The following is a 22,320-nucleotide window of genomic DNA, read 5'->3' on the forward strand; positions in this document are numbered from 1 at the left end:
TTTTCATTTCATTTTTAAAGCTCCTTTGAGCACTATTTAAATTACTAGAAGCTTCAAAAGATTCCCGTCTTCACGGGAATGACAATAAATGTACTCAACTAAAAAACCCGCTTGATTGCTCAAACGGGTTCAAATATTTTGTAATACTACAACACACCTTTACCTCGCCTGACAGCCAGTTACAAGATGATGATGTGTATTAATGTTTCTCATTACTCGGTAAAAGTAAAATTTAATTTCTTTCTACGAAAGCGAATTTAAAAAAATCACAAATTGTGGTTTTTAGTTATTTCCCAGAATAAGTGGTAATCCAGCTTCACCTCCACCAACGATCACTACTTTAGAATTTGGAGATTTCGAAAGTTCCAAGGTTGCGTCAATACCCTTATCCTGTAAGATCTTATCTGTTAAAGATGCACTTAATATTCTATTTGCATCTGCTTTACCTTGTGCCTCAATGGTCACTTTTTCAGCTTCTTTTTTCGCCGTTACTAAACGGAATTCGTATTCCAAAGATTCTTGCTCTTGTTTTAACTTACGTTCAATAGCATCTTTAATAGTGTTGGGTAAGGTTACATCACGCACAAGAACCTCGTTTAATTGTACATTCTGCTTATCCAAAATCTTTTTGGTTTCTTCGAATATTTCATCTTGAATGGCATCACGTTTACTAGAGTACAATTGCTCAGGGGTATAGCGACCAACAACACTTCTGGCGGCACTTCGAATGGCTGGTTTAATTACACGGTCTAAATAGCCTTCACCTAAATTCTGATGTAAATTCCCTAGTTCCGCGGCAATTGGTTGATACCAAGCTGAAGCATCAATTTGAATTTCAAGTCCGTTTGACGATAATACCTTCATTTTTTCAAACAATTCTTGCTGACGTACTTCATAAATGAAAACATCATTCCAAGGAGCTACAATGTGAAATCCTTCACCCATCGGCGGCTCATCAGTAACAACACCTCCTCCGAAAGTTTTATACAAAACTCCCGCCTCACCTGATCCGATAGTGACGGCGGATTTTGAAATTAAAATAACTAATGCAATCAGTATGAATACAACTGGTAATGCAACTTTTGGTAATTTGTCCATAGTGTTCTGTTTTTATGTTAGTCCGTTATATTTTCTAATAAACCATTCTCCTGCAAGAGCAGCAATAATGATTGCTAAAAGTACGCGAAAATCTATTAAAGACACTATATTTTTAGTGGCTTTTTGAGTAGGAACAAAACGATTGTCATTCACTAAATGCTGCAGTAAGTTTTCCGTTTTATTTGGAAAATACATTTCTCCATTAGTGGCTGAGGCCAATTGCCCCAAGCTTCTATAATTAGTGGATAAAAATTGTTGTTCCACATCAAAATCAAGAATTGTAAAGCTTCCTGCTTTTGATCGATTTTCATCTTTTACACTTACAGTAAAGCTATATTGACCAGCGAGAATATCTGACAAATCGGCCTCATAAATATTGTTTTTTAACAACATAGGAATCTCTTTCAAATGATTGCTGTCAGCATTTTTAATGTTTAAAACCAAAGATGCATTTGAATTAAAAACAAATGCTTCATCATAGTAAGAAGCTTGTATTTTCGCATTTGTACTTCCTTCATAAACTGATTTATAATCAATTTCTAATCTGCTTTTTCCTTTAGAAGATGAAAGGTAAAGCATTAGCTTTCCGATGAAATCATCAAAGTTTTGAAAATTTTGAGTATTCCGATAACTCTGCATGCGCCACTTCCAAATATTTTCACCAAATAGTACCAGCTCCTTTCCATTTTCATTATCCAAAGCAAAAAGTAGGGGTGAATTTATGGTTCTTCCCTGAATTTGCATTTGAATAAGAGTTTCTCCATCACTAATACCCAATGGTCCTGCATCACTACTTAAGGGTGGAAAACCTTCCATATCGAAATTTGAAATATCAAATTTTGAAAAGGACGGATTCAAAACTCCAAAAATATCCTGGGTGGGATAACCTGGTTCTATTCTATATTTACGCAACGACTCATTGATTGAAGTCCAATTTGTATTTGCTCCTGTAATTGTAAAAACGCTCGCTTTCTTCTGCTTCAGGTAATTGTATATAGATTTAAAAGTAGGGCCTGGTTGATACAAAATAAATACATCCTTATCATCTAACTCCTTAACATTGATATTTGGTTTTTGAATACTTACCGAACGCTGTTCATTGCTTTCAATAGCTTTTCTTAACGCTCCAATATCTGGGTGCATGACATCTGAAATGATGGCGATATTAGTTTTTTCATCAATTACTTCAACAACCGTATTTCTGCTATTGTTTTGTATATTCTTCTCATTTTCTAGAGCACTAACTGATACATTTATATTTTTATTTCCCACTGAACTCGCAGCTATATTGGTACTTATGATTCTTGAATTATCAGCGCTAGAGAATTTGATGTTTTCACGATACACACTTTTGCTATTAACAGAGATATTTATTGAAGCAGTAATGTCTTGATCTCCATCATAAGATACATATACTTCCAATGGATATTTGTTGTTTAGGAAGGCATATTTATTGGTATTCACCTGATCAATTCGGATATCTTCATACTGGGTAGTATCTCCGAGAGCTATTGGATATACTGTCGATTTTAAATTATCTCCCCTAAAAACATAATCCCCTCCGATTGTGCTATTTCCATCTGATAATAAGATTACGGCAGAATTGGTATTGGAATAGATTTTTTGGAGTTCGGATAAGGCTTTAGAAATATTAGTATTCTTCTTAGTAAATGATACACTATCGATTTGTTCTATTGAATTTCCAAATGCATAATTTCTAACACTGAAGCGATCTAAAAGTGTAGAGTTAGCACGAATTTGTTCGAGCACGGCCAAAGCTTCGTTTTCCGATTTTTTTATAGATGAAGAGTTATCCGTAAGTACGACTAAATTCGTTTTCTCAATAGTGTACTCATTCTTTGAAAATTTAGGATTTATGAGTAGAACAAAAAGCCCGAACAAACCGATAAAACGTAAAAAGGAGAGAAAAACATTGAGTTTTCCGCTCCTTTTTGAATTATAAAAATATTGGAATAGCACCAGTCCTAATGCTACTATTGCAGCTAAAATAATAAGGAGAACAGTGCTCGTTTGCATATCTTAATTATCCCTTTTTTCAAAATTTTCTTTCTTCTTAGCCTCCACTCGCTGGATAACTAAATAGATTAGCAAGCAAAAAAGCCCACCGTAAAAAATTATCATGAACAATAAAGGGAGGAATTTCGATAACATTATTTAAGTTTCACAGCGGTTCCATAAGCTAACATCTCTGCGGCACCTTGCATGACTTGTGAAGTGTTGAATCTTACATTGACCACAGCATCTGCACCAAGTTTTTGTGCATCTTGAAGCATTCGCTGGATTGCCTGTTCTCTTGCCTGAGCAAGTAATTCGGTATATTCCGATATTTCGCCTCCCACAATATTTTTTAAGCCTGCAAAAATATCCCGCCCAATGTTTCGGGCTCTGACCGTACTTCCCCTAACTGTTCCCAAGACTTCTAAAATCTCTTTTCCTTGGATTCTTTCTGTAGTTACAAATATCATATCCATTCTTTTAAGTGAGCATTCCTCCGTCTACGTTCAAAACCTGTCCCGTTACATATCCAGATAAATCGGATGCAAAAAACAAACATGCATTGGCAATGTCTTCGGGCGCTCCTCCTCTTTTCAACGGAATTCCGTCTCGCCAACCTTGAACAACTTTCTCATCTAATTTTGCTGTCATTTCGGTTTCAATAAATCCAGGAGCAATAGCGTTACAGCGAATATTTCTCGAACCTAATTCCAACGCTATAGACTTTGTAAAGCCTATCATACCAGCTTTAGATGCAGCATAATTTGCTTGTCCGGCATTTCCTTTGACACCAACCACGCTACTCATATTGATGATAGAACCTTTACGCTGCTTTAACATCGTTCGCTGAACAGCCTTGGTCATATTAAAAACGGACTTTAGATTTATTTCAATGACCTTATCGAAATCTTCTTCAGCCATACGCATTAATAAGTTGTCTTTAGTTATTCCGGCATTATTGATAAGGACATCGATGCCACCAAAATCTTCTAAAACATGAGCGATCAAAGCTTCTGATTCGGTGAAACTAGCTGCATTGCTTTTGTACGCTTTTGCCTTAACTCCTTTTGCACTAAGTTCTTTTTCAAGTGCTAAAGCCGGAGCCTCGCTTGAACTATATGTGAAAGCAACATTTGCTCCATGATCAGCAAAAACTTGTGCAATTCCGGTACCAATTCCTCTACTCGCTCCTGTGATGATTACGTTTTTTCCCTCTAATAATTTCATTTAACTGTTGTTAGAAAGTTCTTTTCCAAAGATAACTTCAATTTTTACTTGAACGAAAAAAATCCCAAATATTCCATGGTTCGAAATAGATGGGATTTTAATTATATCCGAAGAAATAGTAATTCAATTACTATCCCATAACTTCTTTTACTTTTTTACCGATCTCCGCAGGAGAATCCACTACATGAATTCCATGCTCACGCATAATTTTCTTTTTGGCCTGCGCGGTATCATCACTTCCTCCAACGATAGCTCCCGCATGCCCCATTGTTCTTCCTGCAGGTGCAGTTTCACCAGCAATAAAACCAACAACGGGCTTTTTACTACCACTTTCTTTATACCACTTGGCTGCATCAGCTTCTAATTGACCACCAATTTCACCAATCATAACTACACATTCGGTTTCTGGGTCATTGATCAATAGTTCAACAGCTTCTTTCGTTGTTGTGCCAATAATTGGATCACCCCCAATTCCAATAGCAGTTGTAATACCCAATCCTTGACGTACCACTTGATCAGCGGCTTCGTAGGTAAGGGTTCCTGATTTAGATACGATACCTACATTTCCTTTTTTAAAGACAAATCCGGGCATAATACCAACTTTAGCTTCTTCTGGAGTAATAACTCCTGGGCAGTTAGGACCAACCAATCGACAATTTCTGTCTTTTATATAGTTCGAAGCCTTTACCATATCAGCAACTGGAATACCTTCGGTAATAGTAATGATAACTTTAATTCCTGCATCAGCAGCTTCCATAATCGCATCGGCAGCAAAAGCAGGAGGAACAAAAATAATGGTAGTGTCTGCACCTACTTCCACGACAGCTTCACTAACAGTATTAAAAACAGGTCTTCCTAAGTGTTCTTGTCCGCCTTTACCGGGCGTAACACCACCAACAACGTTAGTACCATATTCAATCATTTGCTCAGCATGGAAGGTACCTTCACTACCAGTAAAACCTTGAACTATTATTTTTGAATCTTTATTAACTAAAACGCTCATGTGTTAATCAGTTTATTTTTTGCTGCACAAAAATATAGGTTTGCAAACTAAAAGGAAAGCAATACCATGCATATTATTTTATTCTTCTAATTTCTTTAGGATAGACGGGATTCTCTTCACGTATGCCAACTGCTTCAGCTTTTCTCGGGACTCTTCTATCGGCGTACCAAAGTAGCTTTTTCCGCCTGCTACCGATTTTGTAACTCCCGTTTGCCCCATAATTACTGCTTTTTTGCCAATCGTTATTCCAGAATTAGTACCTACCTGTCCCCAAAGTGTTACTTCATCCTCAATAACAACACAACCAGCAATGCCAGTCTGAGAAGCAATTAAGCATTTTTTTCCGATAACCGTATCATGACCGACATGCACTTGATTATCTAACTTTGTTCCTTCTCGTATTGTAGTATCTCCAGTGACACCCTTATCAATAGTGCATAAAGCTCCTAACTCAACATTGTCTTCTAAGACAACACGTCCGCCAGAAATTAATCTATCAAAGCCTTCAGGCCTGTTTTTGTAATAAAAAGCGTCGGCACCTAAGACGCAGCCAGCATGAATGATAACATTGTTACCAATAATACAATTATCATAAATAGATACATTGGCATGTATGAGACAGTTTTCGCCAATCACCACATTGTTACCAATAAAAGTATTGGGCTGAACTATTGAATTTTTTCCAATTTTAGCTGAATCTGCAATGGCCTTGTTTCCCTTTTCAAAAGGTTTAAAGAAATTGGTGAGTTTATTAAAATCACGAAACGGATCATCAGAAATAAGCAATGCTTTTCCTTCAGGACAGTCTACTTTTTTATTTATCAATACTACAGAGGCCTTACAATTTAAAGCCTTGTCATAGTACTTTGGATGATCTACAAAAACAATCTCGCCCTCTTCAACAACATGAATTTCGTTCATACCAAAAACAGAAAAATCATCAGACCCAATATATTCAGAGTCAATGATTTCTGCTATTTGTTTTAAAGTATACGTTATAGGGAATCTCACTTTATATAAATCTTTAATTTACGAGATAATAGAGACCCGTCCGTCGGACGGACAGGTTTAAAATGCTCAGAGGTTTGCATCGTCTTTGTATGGTCTTTTCTTTACGAATATCTCTTAGGCCTGAGCTGAGCTTGTTTATTCTTTTACACGTTCCATATAGGCACCTTTTTCGGTGTCAACCTTAATCTTGTCTCCCTCATTAATAAAGAGTGGCACATTTACTTCTGCTCCTGTTTCGACTTTCGCAGGTTTGGTTGCATTTGTAGCTGTATTCCCTTTTACTCCGGGTTCAGTGTAAGTAACTTCCAAAATTACGCTAGCCGGCATTTCGACAGACAAGGGCATGCTATCTTCTGTGTTGAAAAGAACTTTAACAATTTCTCCTTCTTTTAAAAGTCCAGGAGCATCTAAGCTACTTTCTTCAAGTGTTATCTGATTGTAATCATCGGTATTCATAAAGTGATAGGTTTCCCCCTCCGCATATAAATACTGATAGTTTCGTGTTTCGACACGCACATCATCAATCTTATGACCTGCTGAGAACGTATTATCAATTACTTTTCCAGTTGTAACACTTTTCAATTTGGTACGCACAAAAGCTGGCCCTTTCCCCGGTTTTACATGTAAAAATTCAATAATCTTGAAAATATCGTGATTGTATCGAATGCACAATCCTTTTCTAATATCTGATGTTGACGCCATAGTTGGTTTTAATTATTGCTAAAATAGCCTTTCATAATTCCCCTTTGGGAATCTCTTATAAATTGTAAAATCTCATCTCTCTCTGGAGTTGCCTCCATTTCAGCTTCTATAATCTGTACTGCCTGAGAGTTATTATAATTTTTCTGGTAAAGAATGCGATAGATATTTTGTATCTCACGGATTTTTACCGATTCAAATCCTCTTCTTCTTAGTCCAACGGAATTGATTCCTACATAAGACAATGGTTCTCTAGCAGCTTTTACGAATGGCGGAACATCTTTTCTCACCAAAGAACCTCCTGTTACAAAAGCATGTTGTCCTACCGACACGAATTGGTGTACCGCAACTAATCCCGCAAGAATAACATTATCGCCTATGGTTACATGACCCGCAAGGGTAGAATTGTTAGAAAAAATACAATTGTTACCTACCAAACAATCATGAGCTACATGACAATAGGCCATGATTAGGCAATTCTTGCCAATCACGGTTTTATTTCTATCAGAAGTACCTTTATGAATAGTAGCACATTCACGAATGGTTGTACCATTGCCTATAGTTACCGTAGTATCTTCACCATCGTATTTCAAATCTTGTGGAGGTGCTGAAATCACTGCTCCTGGAAAAATATTACAGTTTTTACCAATTCGCGCGCCCTCCATAATAGTAACATTAGAGCCGATCCATGTTCCGTCACCAATAGTAACATTATTATGAATAGTTGTAAAGGGCTCAACTACTACATTTTTAGCAATCTTAGCACCAGGGTGAATGTAAGCTAGGGGTTGATTCATTTTAATCTCCTTTTACTTTAGCAATTTGAGCCATTATTTCTGCTTCAGAAACCAATTTTCCATTTGCATAGGCCTTTGCATGCATCTGACAAATTCCACGGCGAATTGGTGACATTAAATCTAATTTAAAAATAAGTGTATCACCAGGAACCACTTGTTGTTTGTATCGCACATTATCAATCTTCAACAAATAAGTCAAATAGTTTTCTGGATCAGGAACAGTGCTCAACACTAAAATACCACCAGTTTGTGCCATTGCCTCCAACTGCAAAACACCAGGCATAACCGGTGCACCAGGAAAGTGACCAACAAAAAAGGGTTCATTCATGGTTACATTCTTCATCCCTATAACATGCGTCTCAGATAATTCAAGGATTTTATCGACCAACAAAAACGGCGGTCTATGTGGAAGCATATCCATGATTTGGGTAACATCCATCAAAGGAGGTTGGTGTAAATCGACTAGGGGAACATTATTTCTTTTCTCGGTCTTTATAATCTTGGAAAGCTTTTTCGCAAACTGAGTGTTTACAAAATGTCCTGGTTTGTTGGCGATTACTTTTCCTCGGATTCTAGTTCCTGCTAGAGCTAAATCACCTACAACATCTAGTAACTTGTGTCTTGCAGCTTCGTTGGGTTGATGCAAGGTCAGGTTATCAAGTATTCCGTTAGGTTTCACCGAAAGCTTTTCTTTATCAAAAGCCTTTTCCAGCTTCTTCATAGTTTCGGCAGATATTTCTTTATCTACATAAACAATAGCGTTGTTTAAATCCCCTCCCTTAATTAGACCGTGTTCTAATAATGCTTCAAGTTCGTGTAAGAAACTAAACGTACGAGCGTCTGCTATTTCTGTTTTAAAATCGGACAATCTTTCTAGAGTCGCGTTTTGTGTTCCTAAAACTTTGGTCCCAAAATCAACCATTGTTGTCACTTGATAGGTATCCGAAGGAATAACAGTAATTTCGCTACCTGTAGAATCATCCTTATAAGATATCACATCTTTGACTACATATTCTTGACGATCAGCTTCTTGATCAACTGCACCAACTATTTCTAGAGCTTCTACAAAATATTTTGAGGAACCATCCATGATAGGTGGTTCTGGAGCATCGAGCTCAATCAATATATTATCTATTTCCATACCAACCAAGGCAGCTAAAACATGCTCTGAGGTTTGGATTTTTACACCGTGCTTTTCAAGATTGGTTCCTCTCTGGGTATTTACCACATAGTTTGCATCAGCCTCAATAATGGGCTCTCCTTCTAAATCGACCCTCTTAAATTTATAACCATGATTTTCGGGCGCTGGCACAAATTTCATAGTAACGTTTTCCCCAGTGTGAAGTCCGACACCTTTTAGAATTACTTCTTTGGCTATCGTTCTTTGTTTATTGTTAGTTGTTATCACTATCAATCTTTTTTTCTAGTTCGTTAATTTGGTTTACAATTTTGGGCAAATTTTTAAAATGCACGTATGATTTATTAAAATCTCCATAATTCCATCCCGGAGTACCTTGTAAAATCTCGTTATCTTTTACATTTCTGCTGATACCAGACTGGGCCTGTATTCGAACATTATCGCCAATGGTGATATGACCTACAATACCTACCTGACCACCAATCATACAACGTTTTCCAATTTTGGTTGAACCGGCAACGCCTGTTTGCGCAGCAATTACTGTATGCTCACCAATCTCAACATTATGCGCAATTTGTATTTGGTTATCAAGCTTCACCCCTTTTCTTAGAATTGTTGACCCCATTGTGGCCCTATCAATAGTTGTTCCTGCCCCAACATCAACATCATCTTCAAGAATTACATTACCCGTTTGCGGAATTTTGCTAAATGTTCCATTTTTAGTTGGTGCAAATCCAAAGCCATCTGAACCTACAATGGCCCCACTTTGGATAACACAATTATTTCCAATAATTGTTTCAGAGTATACTTTGGCACCAGCAAATATGATGACATTATCGCCAAAAGTTACGTTGTCATCGACATAGGCATTGGGATATATCTTCACATTTTTTCCCATCTTCACATTCTCGCCTACATATGAAAAAGCGCCCATGTACAAGCCTTCTCCATAAGAAGCGCTTTCAGCAATATGAACAGGATTTTCAATACCGGTCTTCGTATTTTTAACTTGATCGTAGTATTCTAACAACTTGGAAAACGACTCATAGGCATCTTCTACTTTTATTAGGGTTGTTGCCAAGTTTTGATCTGGCGTAAAATCTTTATTTACAATGGTTATTGAAGCTTTTGTCGTGTAGATATATGGCGTATATTTTGGATTCGCTAAAAAGGTCAGCGAACCCTTCTCGCCTTCTTCGATTTTGGCGAGCTTATGTACGGCTATCTCAGGATTTCCTTCCACTTCCCCCTCTAAGATACCCGCAATTTGACTTGCTGTAAACACCATGAACGCAAAAGTAAGAAAAATAGTTAAACAGAATCTTTAGGGAAACACATATAATACTTAGTAACCGTTTTGGAAAGTGCTTTTAAATTGAGATGATCTGAAGCCTTAGCTACATCAATAACCTTTCCATTTTTACGTAAAATATTGATATTCTGTTTCTCTGTATGATAGGCACGGTTTTCTATTTTACCAGAAAAAACAAAATAGTCCACTTCTACATCAGACAAATTGTATTCAGATTTAATTCGGTTAAAATGTTTTAGTATAACAGCATCTTCAATCGGTTTATTTTTTAGCTTAATTTTTAGTAATCGTCTATTGATTACCATTTGACAAAGCTTTGAAAGCACGAAATCATCATTCGTTTGCCACAACTTAATTGCCGATAAAATATCGACGTCATCAAGTTGCGAGAATTCATCGAGCACGGATGTCTTGAAATTTTCTTTACCAATTTTATTCGTCATAAAAAATAACAAAGCTTCACTGCATTTGATCTCAACCCCTAATTTTAATAGCTCTTTAGCTCTTTTTAAAATTCGAATTAAGAGTTGTTCTGCTACGATTCCTGTTTTGTGTAGGTATACTTGCCAGTACATAAAACGTCTTGCCATCAAGAATTTTTCAACCGAATAGGTTCCCTTTTCTTCAACCATTAGCGATCCATCAACAACGGTGAGCATTGTCAGGAGGCGCTCAGAATTGATATTACCCTCGGCAACTCCTGTATAAAAGCTATCGCGTTTTAGATAATCCATTCTATCCATATCTAGCTGGCTAGAAACTAGTTGATTTAAGAACTTCTTTGGGTGTCTTCCTTGAAAAATTTCTATTGCTACCGTTAAACTTCCGTTAAACCTTTTATTGAGTTCTTCCATAAAAAGCAATGAAATATGTTCGTGATGCACACCTTCTACTATACTATTTTCCATTGCATGTGAAAACGGGCCATGACCAATATCATGAAGTAGTATTGCGCAAAGCAAACCTTGTTCTTCCTCATCTGTTATTTCAACAGCCTTAAAACGAAGTACTTGTATTGCCTGCTGCATTAAATACATACTGCCTAAAGCATGATGAAAACGTGTATGATGTGCACCCGGATAAACCAAATAAGAAAGGCCCATTTGAGATATTCTTCGTAACCGCTGAAAGTACGGATGCGCAATAAGGTCAAAAATCAAGGTGTTGGGAATTCGAATAAATCCGTAAATTGGATCATTGAAAATTTTAAGCTTGTTTGATACTTTCAAAATAAGTCTATTAACACATCAAAGTTATGCAATTGAAACGATATTTTGGCATGCTTCATGCTCTGCAAAAGGTATTATTTTAATAGGTTTCGCTGATTTCAAACACTAATTCCATTACATGAACAAAATAACAATTCTTTGGGCCGATGACGAGATCGACCTCTTAAAGCCTCATATTATTTTTCTTGAAGGCAAAAACTATAATGTTATTACCTGCAGAAGTGGCCAAGAAGCTATTGAAGCGATTGCCGAATCTCAAGTTGATATTGTTTTTCTGGATGAGAATATGCCCGGTATTTCAGGTCTCGAAACCTTAAACGAAATTAAGGTTATGAATTCTTCCCTTCCCGTGGTTATGATTACCAAAAGTGAAGAAGAGTTCATAATGGAAGAAGCTATTGGCTCTCAGATTGCAGATTATTTAATAAAACCTGTCAATCCGAATCAAATATTACTATCCCTCAAAAAAAGCCTTGATCACTCCCGTTTAGTTTCTGAAAAAACGACTTCTAATTATCAACAGGAATTTCGGAAAATAGCCATGGATCTATCCATGGTCAACACATACGAGGAGTGGGTTGATTTGTATAAAAAATTAATCTATTGGGAAATGCGTCTCGAAGATATTGAAGACACCGGTATGTTTGAAATATTAGAATCACAAAAAACAGAGGCTAATAACCAATTCGGAAAGTTTGTTGAAAATAATTATGAAGACTGGTTTAGTGATCCGTCTGGTCCGATAATGTCCCATACCCTATTTAAAGAATGGGTGCATCCGGAGATAACAAACAATACTCCAACACTTCTAGTTGTAGTTGATAATTTACGTTATGACCAGTGGTTCGCCTTTGAAGATACCGTTAATAGTTTTTACAAAAAGACCAAAGAAGAATCTTATTTAAGTATTCTACCCACAGCAACTCAGTATGCGCGAAATGCCATTTTTTCAGGATTAACTCCGTTAGATATGGAAAAAAAATATCCAGACTGGTGGAAAAATGATACCGATGAAGGCGGAAAGAATATGTTTGAGGATAAGTTTCTAGGAGCGCAAATCAAACGACTTGGATTGGATATTAAATGGGAATATCATAAAATCACGAGCCTTAAACAAGGGAAGAGTTTGTCTCAGAATTTTCGTTCACAGAAAGATAACGACTTAACGGTTCTGGTTTATAATTTTGTGGATATGCTTTCGCATTCCAAAACGGAAATGGAAGTTATTAAAGAGCTAGCTTCCAATGACAAGGCATATCGATCTTTAACTCAAAGTTGGTTTAAAAATTCTCCTCTCTTAGAAATTATTCAACAAGCACAGGCGATGGGAATGAAATTAATCATTACCACTGATCATGGCACAATTAACGTAAAACAACCCTCAAAATTAATAGGTGATAGAGATACCAGTTTAAACCTGCGTTATAAAACTGGCAGAAGTCTTACCTATGAGGAGAAAGATGTTGTTGCAGCGGAAGATCCTAGGAGAATTCATTTGCCCAGTATTAATATGAGTAGTTCTTTTGTATTCGCAAAAAATGACTTGTTTTTTGCATACCCAAATAACTATAATCATTATGTAAGTTACTACCGAAATACGTATCAACATGGTGGAGTCTCATTAGAGGAGATGATTATTCCATTTGTCGTTTTAGAACCAAAATAATCGCAATACAAATGAAAATAAAATTGTTCTTACTATTTAGTCTATTTGTGTCTTTTGGATCTGCTCAAACCACTGAAGTCACAGGTGGATCGCAAGAAATTGCCGTATTTAATCCCGCATATGAAAAAAATAGTAAAGCACAGGGCACACCATATTTAACTGAAGAATTTCTTCCAGCGAAACTGGACTATATGGATAAAACACAGCTTATAAGATTTAATGTAGTAGATAATATCATAGAACTTAAATCAAATAAAGGTGGAAATTTGATGCTAGATCTAAGAAAAGACTTTACTATTGAACTCTTAGATGAATCGCAAAAACTATATAGAACTGGCACATACCTAGAAAAAGGTTCAAAAATCAGATCCTTTTTTGAAATTTTAAATCAAACTAAAGATTATACGCTCTATAGAAAAGAGCGCAAGAAATTTATAAAGCAAGAAAAAGTTGAAGCTTATAAGGAGGAGAAAGCTGCTCGTTTTGCTGTTCAAAATCCAAAATTTTATATAGTCGATTTTAAATCTGGTGGATCGGTACTATTAGAACTTCCTTCAAAAAAGAAAAAGTTTCTCTCGTTTTTCGGCAATAAAGAAAAGGAGGTTGGACAATTCGTTAAACAAGAAAAACTGGATTTCAGAAACAGTAATGACCTTCTTCAAATAATTGAATTTTTCTTTGAAAAATAATAAGTAGATGCACCTTTCAAGTCAAAGTAACCCTATAATTTACAAACAAACAGATCTTCCAAAAATTGCTTCAGAACTGATTAGCAGGGCTACTTCTAAAATACTATGTTTCACTGGCCAGATGGGTGCAGGAAAAACAACACTTATCAAAGCCATTGTAAAAGAACTTGGAGGAGGCAATAGTGCAAACAGCCCAACTTTTGGTATCGTTAATGAATATCATAACACAAATGGCAATTTATTAGGGTATCATTTTGATTTCTATCGTCTAGAAGACGAAACTGAAGTCTTAGATTTAGGTTTTGAGGATTATTTAAATCAAGATACTTGGGTTTTCATAGAATGGCCTGAAAAAATTTCTTCATTTCTTCCCGATGATGTATTTGAGATCGACATAGACATTGTTGATTCAAATACCAGAAAAATTTCGATTTAATCTTATTTTCTTCTTGCTTAAATAGGAATATTTTTCGATTGATTCTTACTATTCCAGCTCTTCTTTTTAAGCCCCAGATTTTTTGATATCGTTTTTTGTCAATATTTATTGTGTTATTTTCTTGAAATCCGTCAAAAAATCGACCAAAATGTCTTTTTAAACGTTAAAATACATGATTTTAACATTTTATGTTAAAATATTTAACACAAAATTCCTACTTTTGGTGTAATTATTAGTCCTATTCTAACTAAAAACTTAATTAAAATGAAAGCAAAAAGATTTATTTTTGGCCTTTTGGCATGTGTAACATTATTAGCTGTTTCTTGTGAACCGAACAACACTTCTGAAGAAGATGATTTGTATGAAATTGGTGTTGATAAAACTAAAATCACCAAGCCAAAACACGGTTAATTGAACTGATTAAAAAAAATTAACAAAAAGGGCAATCATAAATTGCCCTTTTTTTCGTTGGAAGTGTACCCTATCTTCATCCAGAACCATGAACGAGAAACCCTATAAGGAAAATAAAGCGCAGGCAAAGAGAAAGATTATAGTCGATACCTTGATGGTCTTTTTCGTAGCAATCTCCCCTTTCATTTTTAAACTTCATGAATATCTTCCAAGTGACCCTGAGGCAACACTTTCAATATTTGGTTTTGAAATCGATAAAAATGGTTTTCAGGATATTAGCATCTATATATGGTTTTTATTAGGAAAAATTGTTCCATTGTACTTATTAATAATTTGGTTTTTTACTTGTAAGCATTGGTGGTATCATATTATTCTAATTCCAACAACGATGTACGCATTTCAGATTTTCGAGGGCGTTTTTTCAGAGGACAAATATATTGATACAGATAATATATTTTGGCTACTCCCATTTTGTATGGTACTAATTCCTTTTGTATACTTAATAAGGATCAAGTTATACGACCGATACGTACACGGTATTGATTTGGAAGCCATGGAAGCGGAGCTTCATTCACTCAAACAAAAAAGTTTAAAAGAAAAAAAGCATAATATAAAAGTTAATAAAGCCGAACTACCAAAAGTGGAATATCGCTCCTTATCTGAATGGCTCAATCAAGAACTTTCTACTGAAAAGTTAGGACAACGTTTCAAAAAGTTAAAACACAGTATCACGAGTATGTCCCTTTTTAAGTTTTAGTTTGCCCAAAGCTATAATTTAAGTTTCACTTAAAAATTGTAATTTTGATTAAGACGGTCAATTCTTAGATCACAATTACATTCCATGAGTCAACCAACCTCACCATTTAGCAAACAACAATTACTTCCCCAAGAAGAAACCTTAGAAGTCCTTAAACAAAAGGGTGAACTTTTTATAGGCATTCCTAAGGAGAATCAATATAAAGAAAAACGTGTATGTCTGACACCTGATGCTGTAAATGCTATTACGGCAAATGGACATCGAGTACTTATTGAAGCTGGTGCCGGTGAAGGTGCATTTTATACCGATTTAGAATATACTGAAGCGGGTGCAGAAGTAACAAAAGATACTAAAAAGGTTTTTGGTTGCCCTTTGGTTCTGAAGGTGGAACCCCCTACTCTTTCAGAAATTGGATTATTGAATCCGCAGAGTGTGGTCATATCAGCTTTACAGATTAAAACCGCTACCAAAAAATATTTTGAAGCTTTGGCCAAGAAAAGGATTACTGCCGTCGCCTTTGAATATATTCGTGATGAAGATGGCAAATATCCTGTAGTTCGGTCACTTAGCGAAATTGCTGGGATATCCTCAGTACTTATTGCCTCCGAAATTTTAGCGGCAACCAATGATGGTAACGGACTCATGTTCGGAAACATCAGCGGTGTTCCGCCAATTGAAGTTGTTATTATTGGAGCAGGAACCGTTGGGCAATTCGCAGCACGTTCTGCATTAGGGCTCGGAGCAAACATTCGCTTATTTGACAATTCAATTACGAAATTGCGTAATATACAGACCAACCTTAATCAGACTATTTATACATCAACCATTCAGCCAAAAAATTTAAAAAAAGCATTGCGAAGATGTGATGTCGCCATTGGTGCCACTCGTGGCAAGGACCGATCTCCCGTGGTTGTTTCAAGTGGTATGGTAGAAACTATGAAAAAAGGTGCGGTTATTATTGATGTAAGCATTGATATGGGTGGTTGTTTTGAGACTAGTGAAATTACAACACACGAAAAACCAACCACAGAAAAATTTGGTGTTATTCACTATGCAGTACCCAATATTCCATCACGTTACCCAAAAACAGCTACGATTTCTATTAGCAATATTTTCACGCCTTACTTATTAAAATTGGGTGAAGACGGTGGACTTGAAAATTCTCTCCGTTTTGACAAAGGCCTTCGAAATGGACTCTATATGTATCACGGAATACTAACTAGTAAATCAGTCGGTGAATGGTTTGATTTACAGTATAGTGATATCAACTTTCTTATTTTTTAATTTATGTTTATTAAACGCTTGGGCTATTTCATGGTGGGACTTTCCATCGGAATTGTTTTTCTGACCTTTTTCCTCAAAAAGAAATCTGATGAAACTGGGGTGTCGTTTTGTTACTTTCCCAATTGTAGAGTACTGAAAGATCTGCGTTCAAAACCTATTGCATATTCTGATGGAATATCAGAGATGCTAAAGAATAAAGAGCTAGATACCTTGGTCATCAATTCTTTTTTTAGTGAAGGTGAAATTAACTTTAGTGATAGCGATACCAAATCGAAACCTTGTAAAACCTACCTTATAGAAGGAGAAATAGATCAAAAAACCGCTACGATGGAAGTTAAAAACTGCCCAAATAAAGTAACCGTGCTTAGCTTAAAGTAGAAACACGGCCAACCGCAACTGCGCATTCTGAACTAAATCTTCCGTCTTTTCTTTTCTTTTTTCAATAATCCGAGTTCTCTTGTAGTCTGACCTGCTACGGATGTATTCTCCTCAGCTCTTCGGATAAGATAGGGCATCACATCACGCACGGGACCAAAAGGTAAATACTTGGCAACATTGTACCCTTTATCTGCAAGGTTAAAAGAAATATGATCGCTCATTCCAAACAATTGCCCAAACCAAACCCTTGGGTCTTCATTTGCGACGGAAGCATCTTGCATCAACTCCATGAGATGATAGGAACTACTTTCATTATGTGTCCCCGCAAAAAGAGAAATCGAATCCAGATTTTCAAGCATGTAACGAACCGCTGTATCAAAATTCTCATCTGTAGCTTTTTTAGAAGCACAAATGGGAGTTGGATAACCAAGTTCTTCCGCTCTATCATTTTCTTTTTCCATATAAGCACCGCGAACTACTTTCATTCCAATTCTAAATCCTTCTGCTTTCGCTTTTTGATGTAGTTCTTTAAGGTAATCCATTCTATCCCAACGGTACATCTGTAAAGTATTGAAAACAATGGCTTTTTCCTTGTTGTATTTTCGCATCAAATCTTCGACAATTTGATCTGCCGCATCTTGCATCCAACTTTCTTCTCCATCTATTAATAAGGATACATCTAAGTCATAAGCTTTTTGACAAACTTTATCAAATCTACCGACTACTCTTTGCCATTCTTGAGATTCAGTGTCAGTAAGCTTTGCCCCCTCTCCTACTTTTTGATACAGCGCGAAACGACCAAATCCTGTAGGTTTAAAAACTGCAAATGGAATTGCATCTCTTTCCTTTACAAAATCTAAAATTTTAAGAATAGTCTCAAGTGCACTATCGAAAGGATCATCACCTTCCTGACCTTCTACCGAATAATCAAGTACAGAACAAACCCCTTTTTCATACATTTTGTCAACTACGGGTAAACAGTCTTCTTCGTTTACTCCACCACAAAAATGATCAAAAACCGTTGCTCGAATAAGTCCTTCAACGGGAAGGTGCGCTTTAATCGCAAAATTGGTCATGGCTGTTCCTATCCTTACGAGAGGTTCATTTGCTATCATCTTAAATAAAAAGTAAGCTCTCTCTAGTTCGGAATCCGTTTTCAGTGCAAAAGCGGTTGCTGTATTCTCAAAAATTTGATCCATTTTTTGCAATTCTAATTTGATATCAAATATAAAAACAGCATTTCTATTCTTTTGAAAAAAAAGAGTTTATTTTGCGCTTAGATTTCCACCTTTACTGAAACAAGTTCAGCACAGGCTCAGGAATGAAAATAAAATTAGTAGTTAGTGGAATCGATTGTTACATCATCGTACGCAGTTCATTTTAATCAAAAGGCCTATGAGGCTTTGAATGCACATTTAGCTGCAAACTCTTACTCTTCCTTATTTATTATTGTTGATGAAAACACCTATGAACATTGCCTTCCGGATTTTATGGCGGCTATTGAGGGTGATTATTACTTTGAAGTTTTAGAAATAGAATCTGGTGAGATCAATAAGAATATAAGTACGTGTACAAACTTATGGGAAGCGCTTTCAGAACTTGATGCAGATCGAAAAAGCCTTGTTATAAATTTAGGTGGTGGTGTGGTTACAGACCTCGGTGGGTTTGTGGCATCAACTTTTAAAAGAGGAATTGATTTTATAAATGTGCCTACCAGCCTACTTGCCATGGTTGATGCTTCTGTTGGTGGAAAAACGGGAGTAGATCTAGGTTCTTTAAAAAATCAAATAGGAGTTATCAATCAACCGGAAATGGTATTGATAGACCCGCGTTTTTTAAAGACCTTAGAAGAACGTCAATTACAAAGTGGCTTTGCTGAAATGCTTAAGCATGGACTTATAAAAAATGATGCCTACTGGGAAAAATTAAAACTAGTAACGACATTTGATGATATAGATAGTACTATTTATGATTCTGTCGAGATTAAAAATGAAGTTGTTCTTAGAGACCCGACGGAACAAAACGTAAGGAAAATTTTAAACTTTGGCCATACGCTTGGTCATGCTGTGGAATCATACTTTTTGAAAAGTGAAGATCATGAAACTTTGCTTCACGGAGAAGCCATAGCCATAGGAATGATTCTTGAAGCCTATCTTTCTTATAAAACCACAGGACTTCCGGAAACGCAGTTAGCAGATATCAAAACAGCTTTTTTAAATCGTTATAAAAAGGTAAGTTTTACTCAAGAGGATATTATTGGGATATTGAGTTTGCTGAAATTTGACAAAAAGAATTCCCATGGAAACATAAATTTTGTCTTGCTCAACAGAATCGGTTCTCCGATAATTGATCAGCAAATCCCCATTAATTTATATGCGGAAGCTTTTGCATACTACAAAGATTAAGGGGTACATATACTAGAAAGTGCTGTTTGACAACTCTTTAAAAAATCCATAGAAAAAAAAGCATAGTTTAGGTAGAGTAAAACGGATCAATCTCTGTTCCTAAAAATCTTGAGATTGCCCAAAACCAAAAACCTACTACTATGATACGCAAACTTGTGGATTATAAAAAGCTTGACCATGAACTGGCAGCTTTACTAATCGAAAGCTACCCGTATGGGTATGGCGACGAAGACATTATCATGTTTAAAAACGCACACGGTGAAATCATCGAAGCTGTTGAAATTCAAACTCCAGACACCCTTTACTTGGTAAAAATCAGTAAAAGTTTGGCGAACTTTATCTCTAACTTTGAAGATAATATCGAAAAAGGCCTTGAAGGCAAAGCACAACCAATTTTGGAAGAGGCTGCTGCCCAAGAAGCTCAAAAGGAATTCGAATCAGAAAGTAAAGACGAAGAAGAGAAAGAAAACGAGTAGTTGTTACAAGTAACGTTCTCGAATAATATCTCTATGGTGCCTTTGATGTCCGCAAGTAATAAATCCTATTGCCGCAACACTCATTGGTGAGTTACTGGCAGTACCGACTAGTCTCAAAACATCATCATCAAAAGAAGAGAACAAACTTAGCGTTGAAGCTCTTACAGCTTTGTATTCTTCAATGATACTCGCAATACTTTTGTTATTTGCACCAGATTCTGGAACAAAAACATCTTGATCAAATCCTGGTAATGGTGTTGGGTCTTTGCGTGAAAACCGCAAAGCACGATACTGAAAAACTCTTTCTGTATCAATAATATGCTGCAAAGCTTCTAAAATGGTCCACTTTCCTTCTGCGTAAGCATACTGTAATTTATCCTGAGGAATGCTATTCATAAAATTCGGAAAATTATTCATCTGCTTTTCCAAAGTAGACAGTAATTCTGAATCCCCAATTTTATCAATATAAGTTTTGTAGTACGGGTTGTAATCTCCTGCTATAAGTTCTGATGCTTTCATAGCATAAAAATAAAAAATCCCAAGCGTATATGTGCATGGGATTCTTCTTTTATTATTTGAACGTTATTTAAAGCTCATTAAAGATCATATGCATCAAACGTTTTTTATCGTTGATACTTTCTTCTAGCGAAATCATGGTCTCAGTTCTGCTAATACCTTCAATATCATCAACCTTAAAAATTATATTTTTTGCATGATTGGTATCTTTCGCTCTTATCTTGCAAAAGATATTAAATTTTCCGGTTGTAATATGAGCCACCGTAACATTTGGAATTTGCTCCAAACGCTCTAAAACAAATTTGGTTTGGTGTGTTTTTTCAAGAAAAATTCCAACATAAGCTATAAACGAATAGCCTAATTTCTGATAATCTAAGGTTAATGAAGACCCTCTGATAATTCCAGCTTCTTCCATCTTTTTAACACGCACATGAACCGTTCCAGCTGAAATTAAAAGTTTCTTTGCTATATCGGTAAACGGAGTTCTAGTATTGTCAATTAACATGTCTAGAATCTGGTGGTCAATTTCGTCGAGTTTTACTTTTGCCATTGCAGTTGATTTTGGTCAAAAATAAAAAATTAAGAAATAAAATGCAGCAAAAGCTCGATTTTTTTAACAAAAATGTAAAGAATATTTAGTTTTTAAAGAATTTATTCAATTTTCAGGGTTTTAACAGATTCCAGAGACCTTGCTTTTTCAGTGTTTCTAAATCATCGCTATTCATACAATCGTAGGTCTGATGACCAAAATTGTGTTCAAGGCACCCAACCTTATCAATTTTTGCTTCAAAAAAAATCTTTCCTTCTTTTAAAATTTCAGTATACAAAACACCAATATCCTTGGTATAAGAGGCATCAATGAGTTTTGCATTTTTAATAACAATATCCAAGAATAATTTCTGGTTTTCAGGAATTTCAAAATAAGCCTTTTGGGAATAGGTCTGAACTGTGTTTTCACTTATGCTATCAAGTGCGGCTAACAGCGCATAAAAAATATAGGCCCTTGTTTTTTCACGTTGATAATCTTCAGGATAATGCCCAGCTTCAAATAAAACAGTTGGGGTATTTAACATCTGAAATGTGTCGCCAACGCAATTTGCATTAAAGCCATCATCATATCGCCCCACCTGTCCAGGAATCCATTCTTGAAGCTCTGAGTTCATCGCAGCAATCAATTGCATGCTTATATTTCGTGTCTTAGAAATTGACCGTTCCACGTCATGCGAAGGCGCTAAAAAAGAAACGGTAGCCGGCTTACCTGTATTTCCTACATTGTATATGGTACGTTGATCATGAAGGTTAAAGCAGAAATCTGGTTGAAAACTCTCATAAACTTCGCGCAGTATTTTGCTTTCAGGCTGACTCTGATCTTGAGCATCTCTATTTAAATCAATACCATTAGCATTAACTCGAGTGTAAACTTCTGCCCCATCAGGATTAAGTATGGGAATAATTCCCAGCGTACACTTTTCAACTATCTTAGCAGCGATTGCATTTTCGGAGGCCAAAAAATTTAATAAATCTAAAACTGCCTTTGTTGTTGTAGACTCGTTTCCATGCATTTGAGACCACATCAAAATTTTGTGAGGTCCCTTTCCTACTTGAATACTCTGAATGGGTCGTTCTTGAACGGAATGTCCAACAATTTTAACTTGAGCATCAAGATTTAGGTTTTGAAGAAATTCGATAATTTGAACATTGGTAACATATCTACCTTCTACCTTATTTGCTTTAAAACCTAAATATGTTTGGTAATCTACAATCATAATACG

24 protein-coding genes are annotated in these 22,320 nt (G+C 36.0%); 9 read left to right on the top strand and 15 right to left on the bottom strand.

The window, feature by feature from the left end; genetic code table 11:
* Positions 1–282: 282 nt before the first annotated feature.
* The 11 genes from ACKWCD_RS03635 to ACKWCD_RS03685 form a co-directional block, all read right to left on the bottom strand.
* A complete protein-coding gene (locus ACKWCD_RS03635; RefSeq protein WP_138658449.1) occupies positions 283–1,098 on the bottom strand; it encodes a prohibitin family protein in 816 nt (271 codons plus the stop codon).
* A 12-nt stretch (positions 1,099–1,110) separates the two neighbouring features.
* On the bottom strand, positions 1,111–3,135 hold the full coding sequence (locus ACKWCD_RS03640) for a vWA domain-containing protein (RefSeq protein WP_413982572.1): 2,025 nt from the start codon (positions 3,133–3,135) through the stop codon (positions 1,111–1,113).
* 134 nt (positions 3,136–3,269) lie between these two features.
* Positions 3,270–3,584 (bottom strand): YbjQ family protein, encoded by a 315-nt coding sequence (locus ACKWCD_RS03645; RefSeq protein ID WP_413982573.1) that lies wholly within the window; start codon positions 3,582–3,584, stop codon positions 3,270–3,272.
* Positions 3,585–3,594: 10 nt separating this feature from the next.
* On the bottom strand, positions 3,595–4,341 hold the full coding sequence (gene fabG, locus ACKWCD_RS03650; RefSeq protein ID WP_413982574.1) for a 3-oxoacyl-[acyl-carrier-protein] reductase: 747 nt from the start codon (positions 4,339–4,341) through the stop codon (positions 3,595–3,597).
* 130 nt (positions 4,342–4,471) lie between these two features.
* Positions 4,472–5,344, bottom strand: a complete 873-nt coding sequence (gene sucD, locus ACKWCD_RS03655; RefSeq protein ID WP_413982575.1) for a succinate--CoA ligase subunit alpha — start codon at positions 5,342–5,344, stop codon at positions 4,472–4,474.
* A 78-nt stretch (positions 5,345–5,422) separates the two neighbouring features.
* A complete protein-coding gene (locus ACKWCD_RS03660; RefSeq protein WP_413982576.1) occupies positions 5,423–6,355 on the bottom strand; it encodes a UDP-3-O-(3-hydroxymyristoyl)glucosamine N-acyltransferase in 933 nt (310 codons plus the stop codon).
* A 135-nt stretch (positions 6,356–6,490) separates the two neighbouring features.
* The gene (efp, locus tag ACKWCD_RS03665) at positions 6,491–7,057 is read right to left on the bottom strand and encodes an elongation factor P (RefSeq protein ID WP_413982577.1); all 567 of its coding nucleotides are present in this window, start codon (positions 7,055–7,057) and stop codon (positions 6,491–6,493) included.
* Between the two features lie 8 nt (positions 7,058–7,065).
* Complete coding sequence (lpxA, locus tag ACKWCD_RS03670) at positions 7,066–7,851, bottom strand: acyl-ACP--UDP-N-acetylglucosamine O-acyltransferase (RefSeq protein WP_413982578.1); 786 nt, start codon at positions 7,849–7,851, stop codon at positions 7,066–7,068.
* Between the two features lies 1 nt (position 7,852).
* Positions 7,853–9,259 (bottom strand): bifunctional UDP-3-O-[3-hydroxymyristoyl] N-acetylglucosamine deacetylase/3-hydroxyacyl-ACP dehydratase, encoded by a 1,407-nt coding sequence (locus tag ACKWCD_RS03675; protein ID WP_413982579.1) that lies wholly within the window; start codon positions 9,257–9,259, stop codon positions 7,853–7,855.
* Positions 9,246–10,277 (bottom strand): UDP-3-O-(3-hydroxymyristoyl)glucosamine N-acyltransferase, encoded by a 1,032-nt coding sequence (lpxD, locus tag ACKWCD_RS03680; protein WP_413982580.1) that lies wholly within the window; start codon positions 10,275–10,277, stop codon positions 9,246–9,248. The genes ACKWCD_RS03675 and lpxD overlap by 14 nt, the downstream gene beginning before the upstream one ends.
* A gap of 23 nt (positions 10,278–10,300) precedes the next feature.
* Positions 10,301–11,530, bottom strand: coding sequence for an HD domain-containing protein (locus tag ACKWCD_RS03685; RefSeq protein WP_413982581.1), 1,230 nt, complete (start codon positions 11,528–11,530; stop codon positions 10,301–10,303).
* Positions 11,531–11,648: 118 nt separating this feature from the next.
* Here ACKWCD_RS03685 and porX point away from each other — a divergent pair, with 118 nt between their 5' ends.
* From porX to ACKWCD_RS03720, 7 genes are all read left to right on the top strand, one after another.
* Complete coding sequence (gene porX / locus ACKWCD_RS03690) at positions 11,649–13,196, top strand: T9SS response regulator signal transducer PorX (RefSeq protein WP_413982582.1); 1,548 nt, start codon at positions 11,649–11,651, stop codon at positions 13,194–13,196.
* Between the two features lie 11 nt (positions 13,197–13,207).
* Positions 13,208–13,885 carry a hypothetical protein gene (locus ACKWCD_RS03695; protein WP_413982583.1) on the top strand — a complete coding sequence of 226 codons (678 nt, stop codon included), beginning with the start codon at positions 13,208–13,210 and terminating at the stop codon, positions 13,883–13,885.
* Between the two features lie 7 nt (positions 13,886–13,892).
* A complete protein-coding gene (gene tsaE, locus ACKWCD_RS03700; protein ID WP_413982584.1) occupies positions 13,893–14,321 on the top strand; it encodes a tRNA (adenosine(37)-N6)-threonylcarbamoyltransferase complex ATPase subunit type 1 TsaE in 429 nt (142 codons plus the stop codon).
* 264 nt (positions 14,322–14,585) lie between these two features.
* Positions 14,586–14,732 carry a hypothetical protein gene (locus ACKWCD_RS03705; RefSeq protein WP_413982585.1) on the top strand — a complete coding sequence of 49 codons (147 nt, stop codon included), beginning with the start codon at positions 14,586–14,588 and terminating at the stop codon, positions 14,730–14,732.
* 88 nt (positions 14,733–14,820) lie between these two features.
* Entirely contained in the window at positions 14,821–15,489 is a 669-nt protein-coding gene (locus tag ACKWCD_RS03710) for a hypothetical protein (RefSeq protein ID WP_413982586.1), read from the top strand.
* An 84-nt stretch (positions 15,490–15,573) separates the two neighbouring features.
* Positions 15,574–16,773, top strand: a complete 1,200-nt coding sequence (locus tag ACKWCD_RS03715) for an alanine dehydrogenase (RefSeq protein ID WP_413982587.1) — start codon at positions 15,574–15,576, stop codon at positions 16,771–16,773.
* Positions 16,774–16,776: 3 nt separating this feature from the next.
* Positions 16,777–17,151, top strand: a complete 375-nt coding sequence (locus tag ACKWCD_RS03720) for a DUF4258 domain-containing protein (RefSeq protein ID WP_413982588.1) — start codon at positions 16,777–16,779, stop codon at positions 17,149–17,151.
* Between the two features lie 32 nt (positions 17,152–17,183).
* On the opposite strand, the gene ACKWCD_RS03725 is transcribed toward ACKWCD_RS03720, so the two are convergent.
* Complete coding sequence (locus ACKWCD_RS03725; protein WP_413982589.1) at positions 17,184–18,350, bottom strand: proline dehydrogenase family protein; 1,167 nt, start codon at positions 18,348–18,350, stop codon at positions 17,184–17,186.
* Positions 18,351–18,494: 144 nt separating this feature from the next.
* On the opposite strand from ACKWCD_RS03725, the gene aroB reads away from it, so the two are divergent.
* Both aroB and ACKWCD_RS03735 read left to right on the top strand, forming a co-directional pair.
* On the top strand, positions 18,495–19,556 hold the full coding sequence (aroB, locus tag ACKWCD_RS03730) for a 3-dehydroquinate synthase (protein WP_413982590.1): 1,062 nt from the start codon (positions 18,495–18,497) through the stop codon (positions 19,554–19,556).
* Positions 19,557–19,696: 140 nt separating this feature from the next.
* The gene (locus ACKWCD_RS03735; RefSeq protein WP_413982591.1) at positions 19,697–20,032 is read left to right on the top strand and encodes a hypothetical protein; all 336 of its coding nucleotides are present in this window, start codon (positions 19,697–19,699) and stop codon (positions 20,030–20,032) included.
* A gap of 3 nt (positions 20,033–20,035) precedes the next feature.
* On the opposite strand, the gene ACKWCD_RS03740 is transcribed toward ACKWCD_RS03735, so the two are convergent.
* The 3 genes from ACKWCD_RS03740 to ACKWCD_RS03750 form a co-directional block, all read right to left on the bottom strand.
* Positions 20,036–20,551 carry a DinB family protein gene (locus ACKWCD_RS03740; protein WP_413982592.1) on the bottom strand — a complete coding sequence of 172 codons (516 nt, stop codon included), beginning with the start codon at positions 20,549–20,551 and terminating at the stop codon, positions 20,036–20,038.
* A 67-nt stretch (positions 20,552–20,618) separates the two neighbouring features.
* Positions 20,619–21,098: an Lrp/AsnC family transcriptional regulator gene (locus ACKWCD_RS03745; protein ID WP_413982593.1), complete on the bottom strand. Its 480-nt coding sequence runs from the start codon at positions 21,096–21,098 to the stop codon at positions 20,619–20,621.
* Between the two features lie 112 nt (positions 21,099–21,210).
* Complete coding sequence (locus tag ACKWCD_RS03750) at positions 21,211–22,314, bottom strand: M14 family metallopeptidase (protein WP_413982594.1); 1,104 nt, start codon at positions 22,312–22,314, stop codon at positions 21,211–21,213.
* Between the last annotated feature and the right edge of the window lie 6 nt (positions 22,315–22,320).

Origin of the sequence: Maribacter taeanensis, from assembly GCF_047345145.1 — a bacterium.
Taxonomy (GTDB): Bacteria; Bacteroidota; Bacteroidia; order Flavobacteriales; family Flavobacteriaceae; genus Maribacter_C.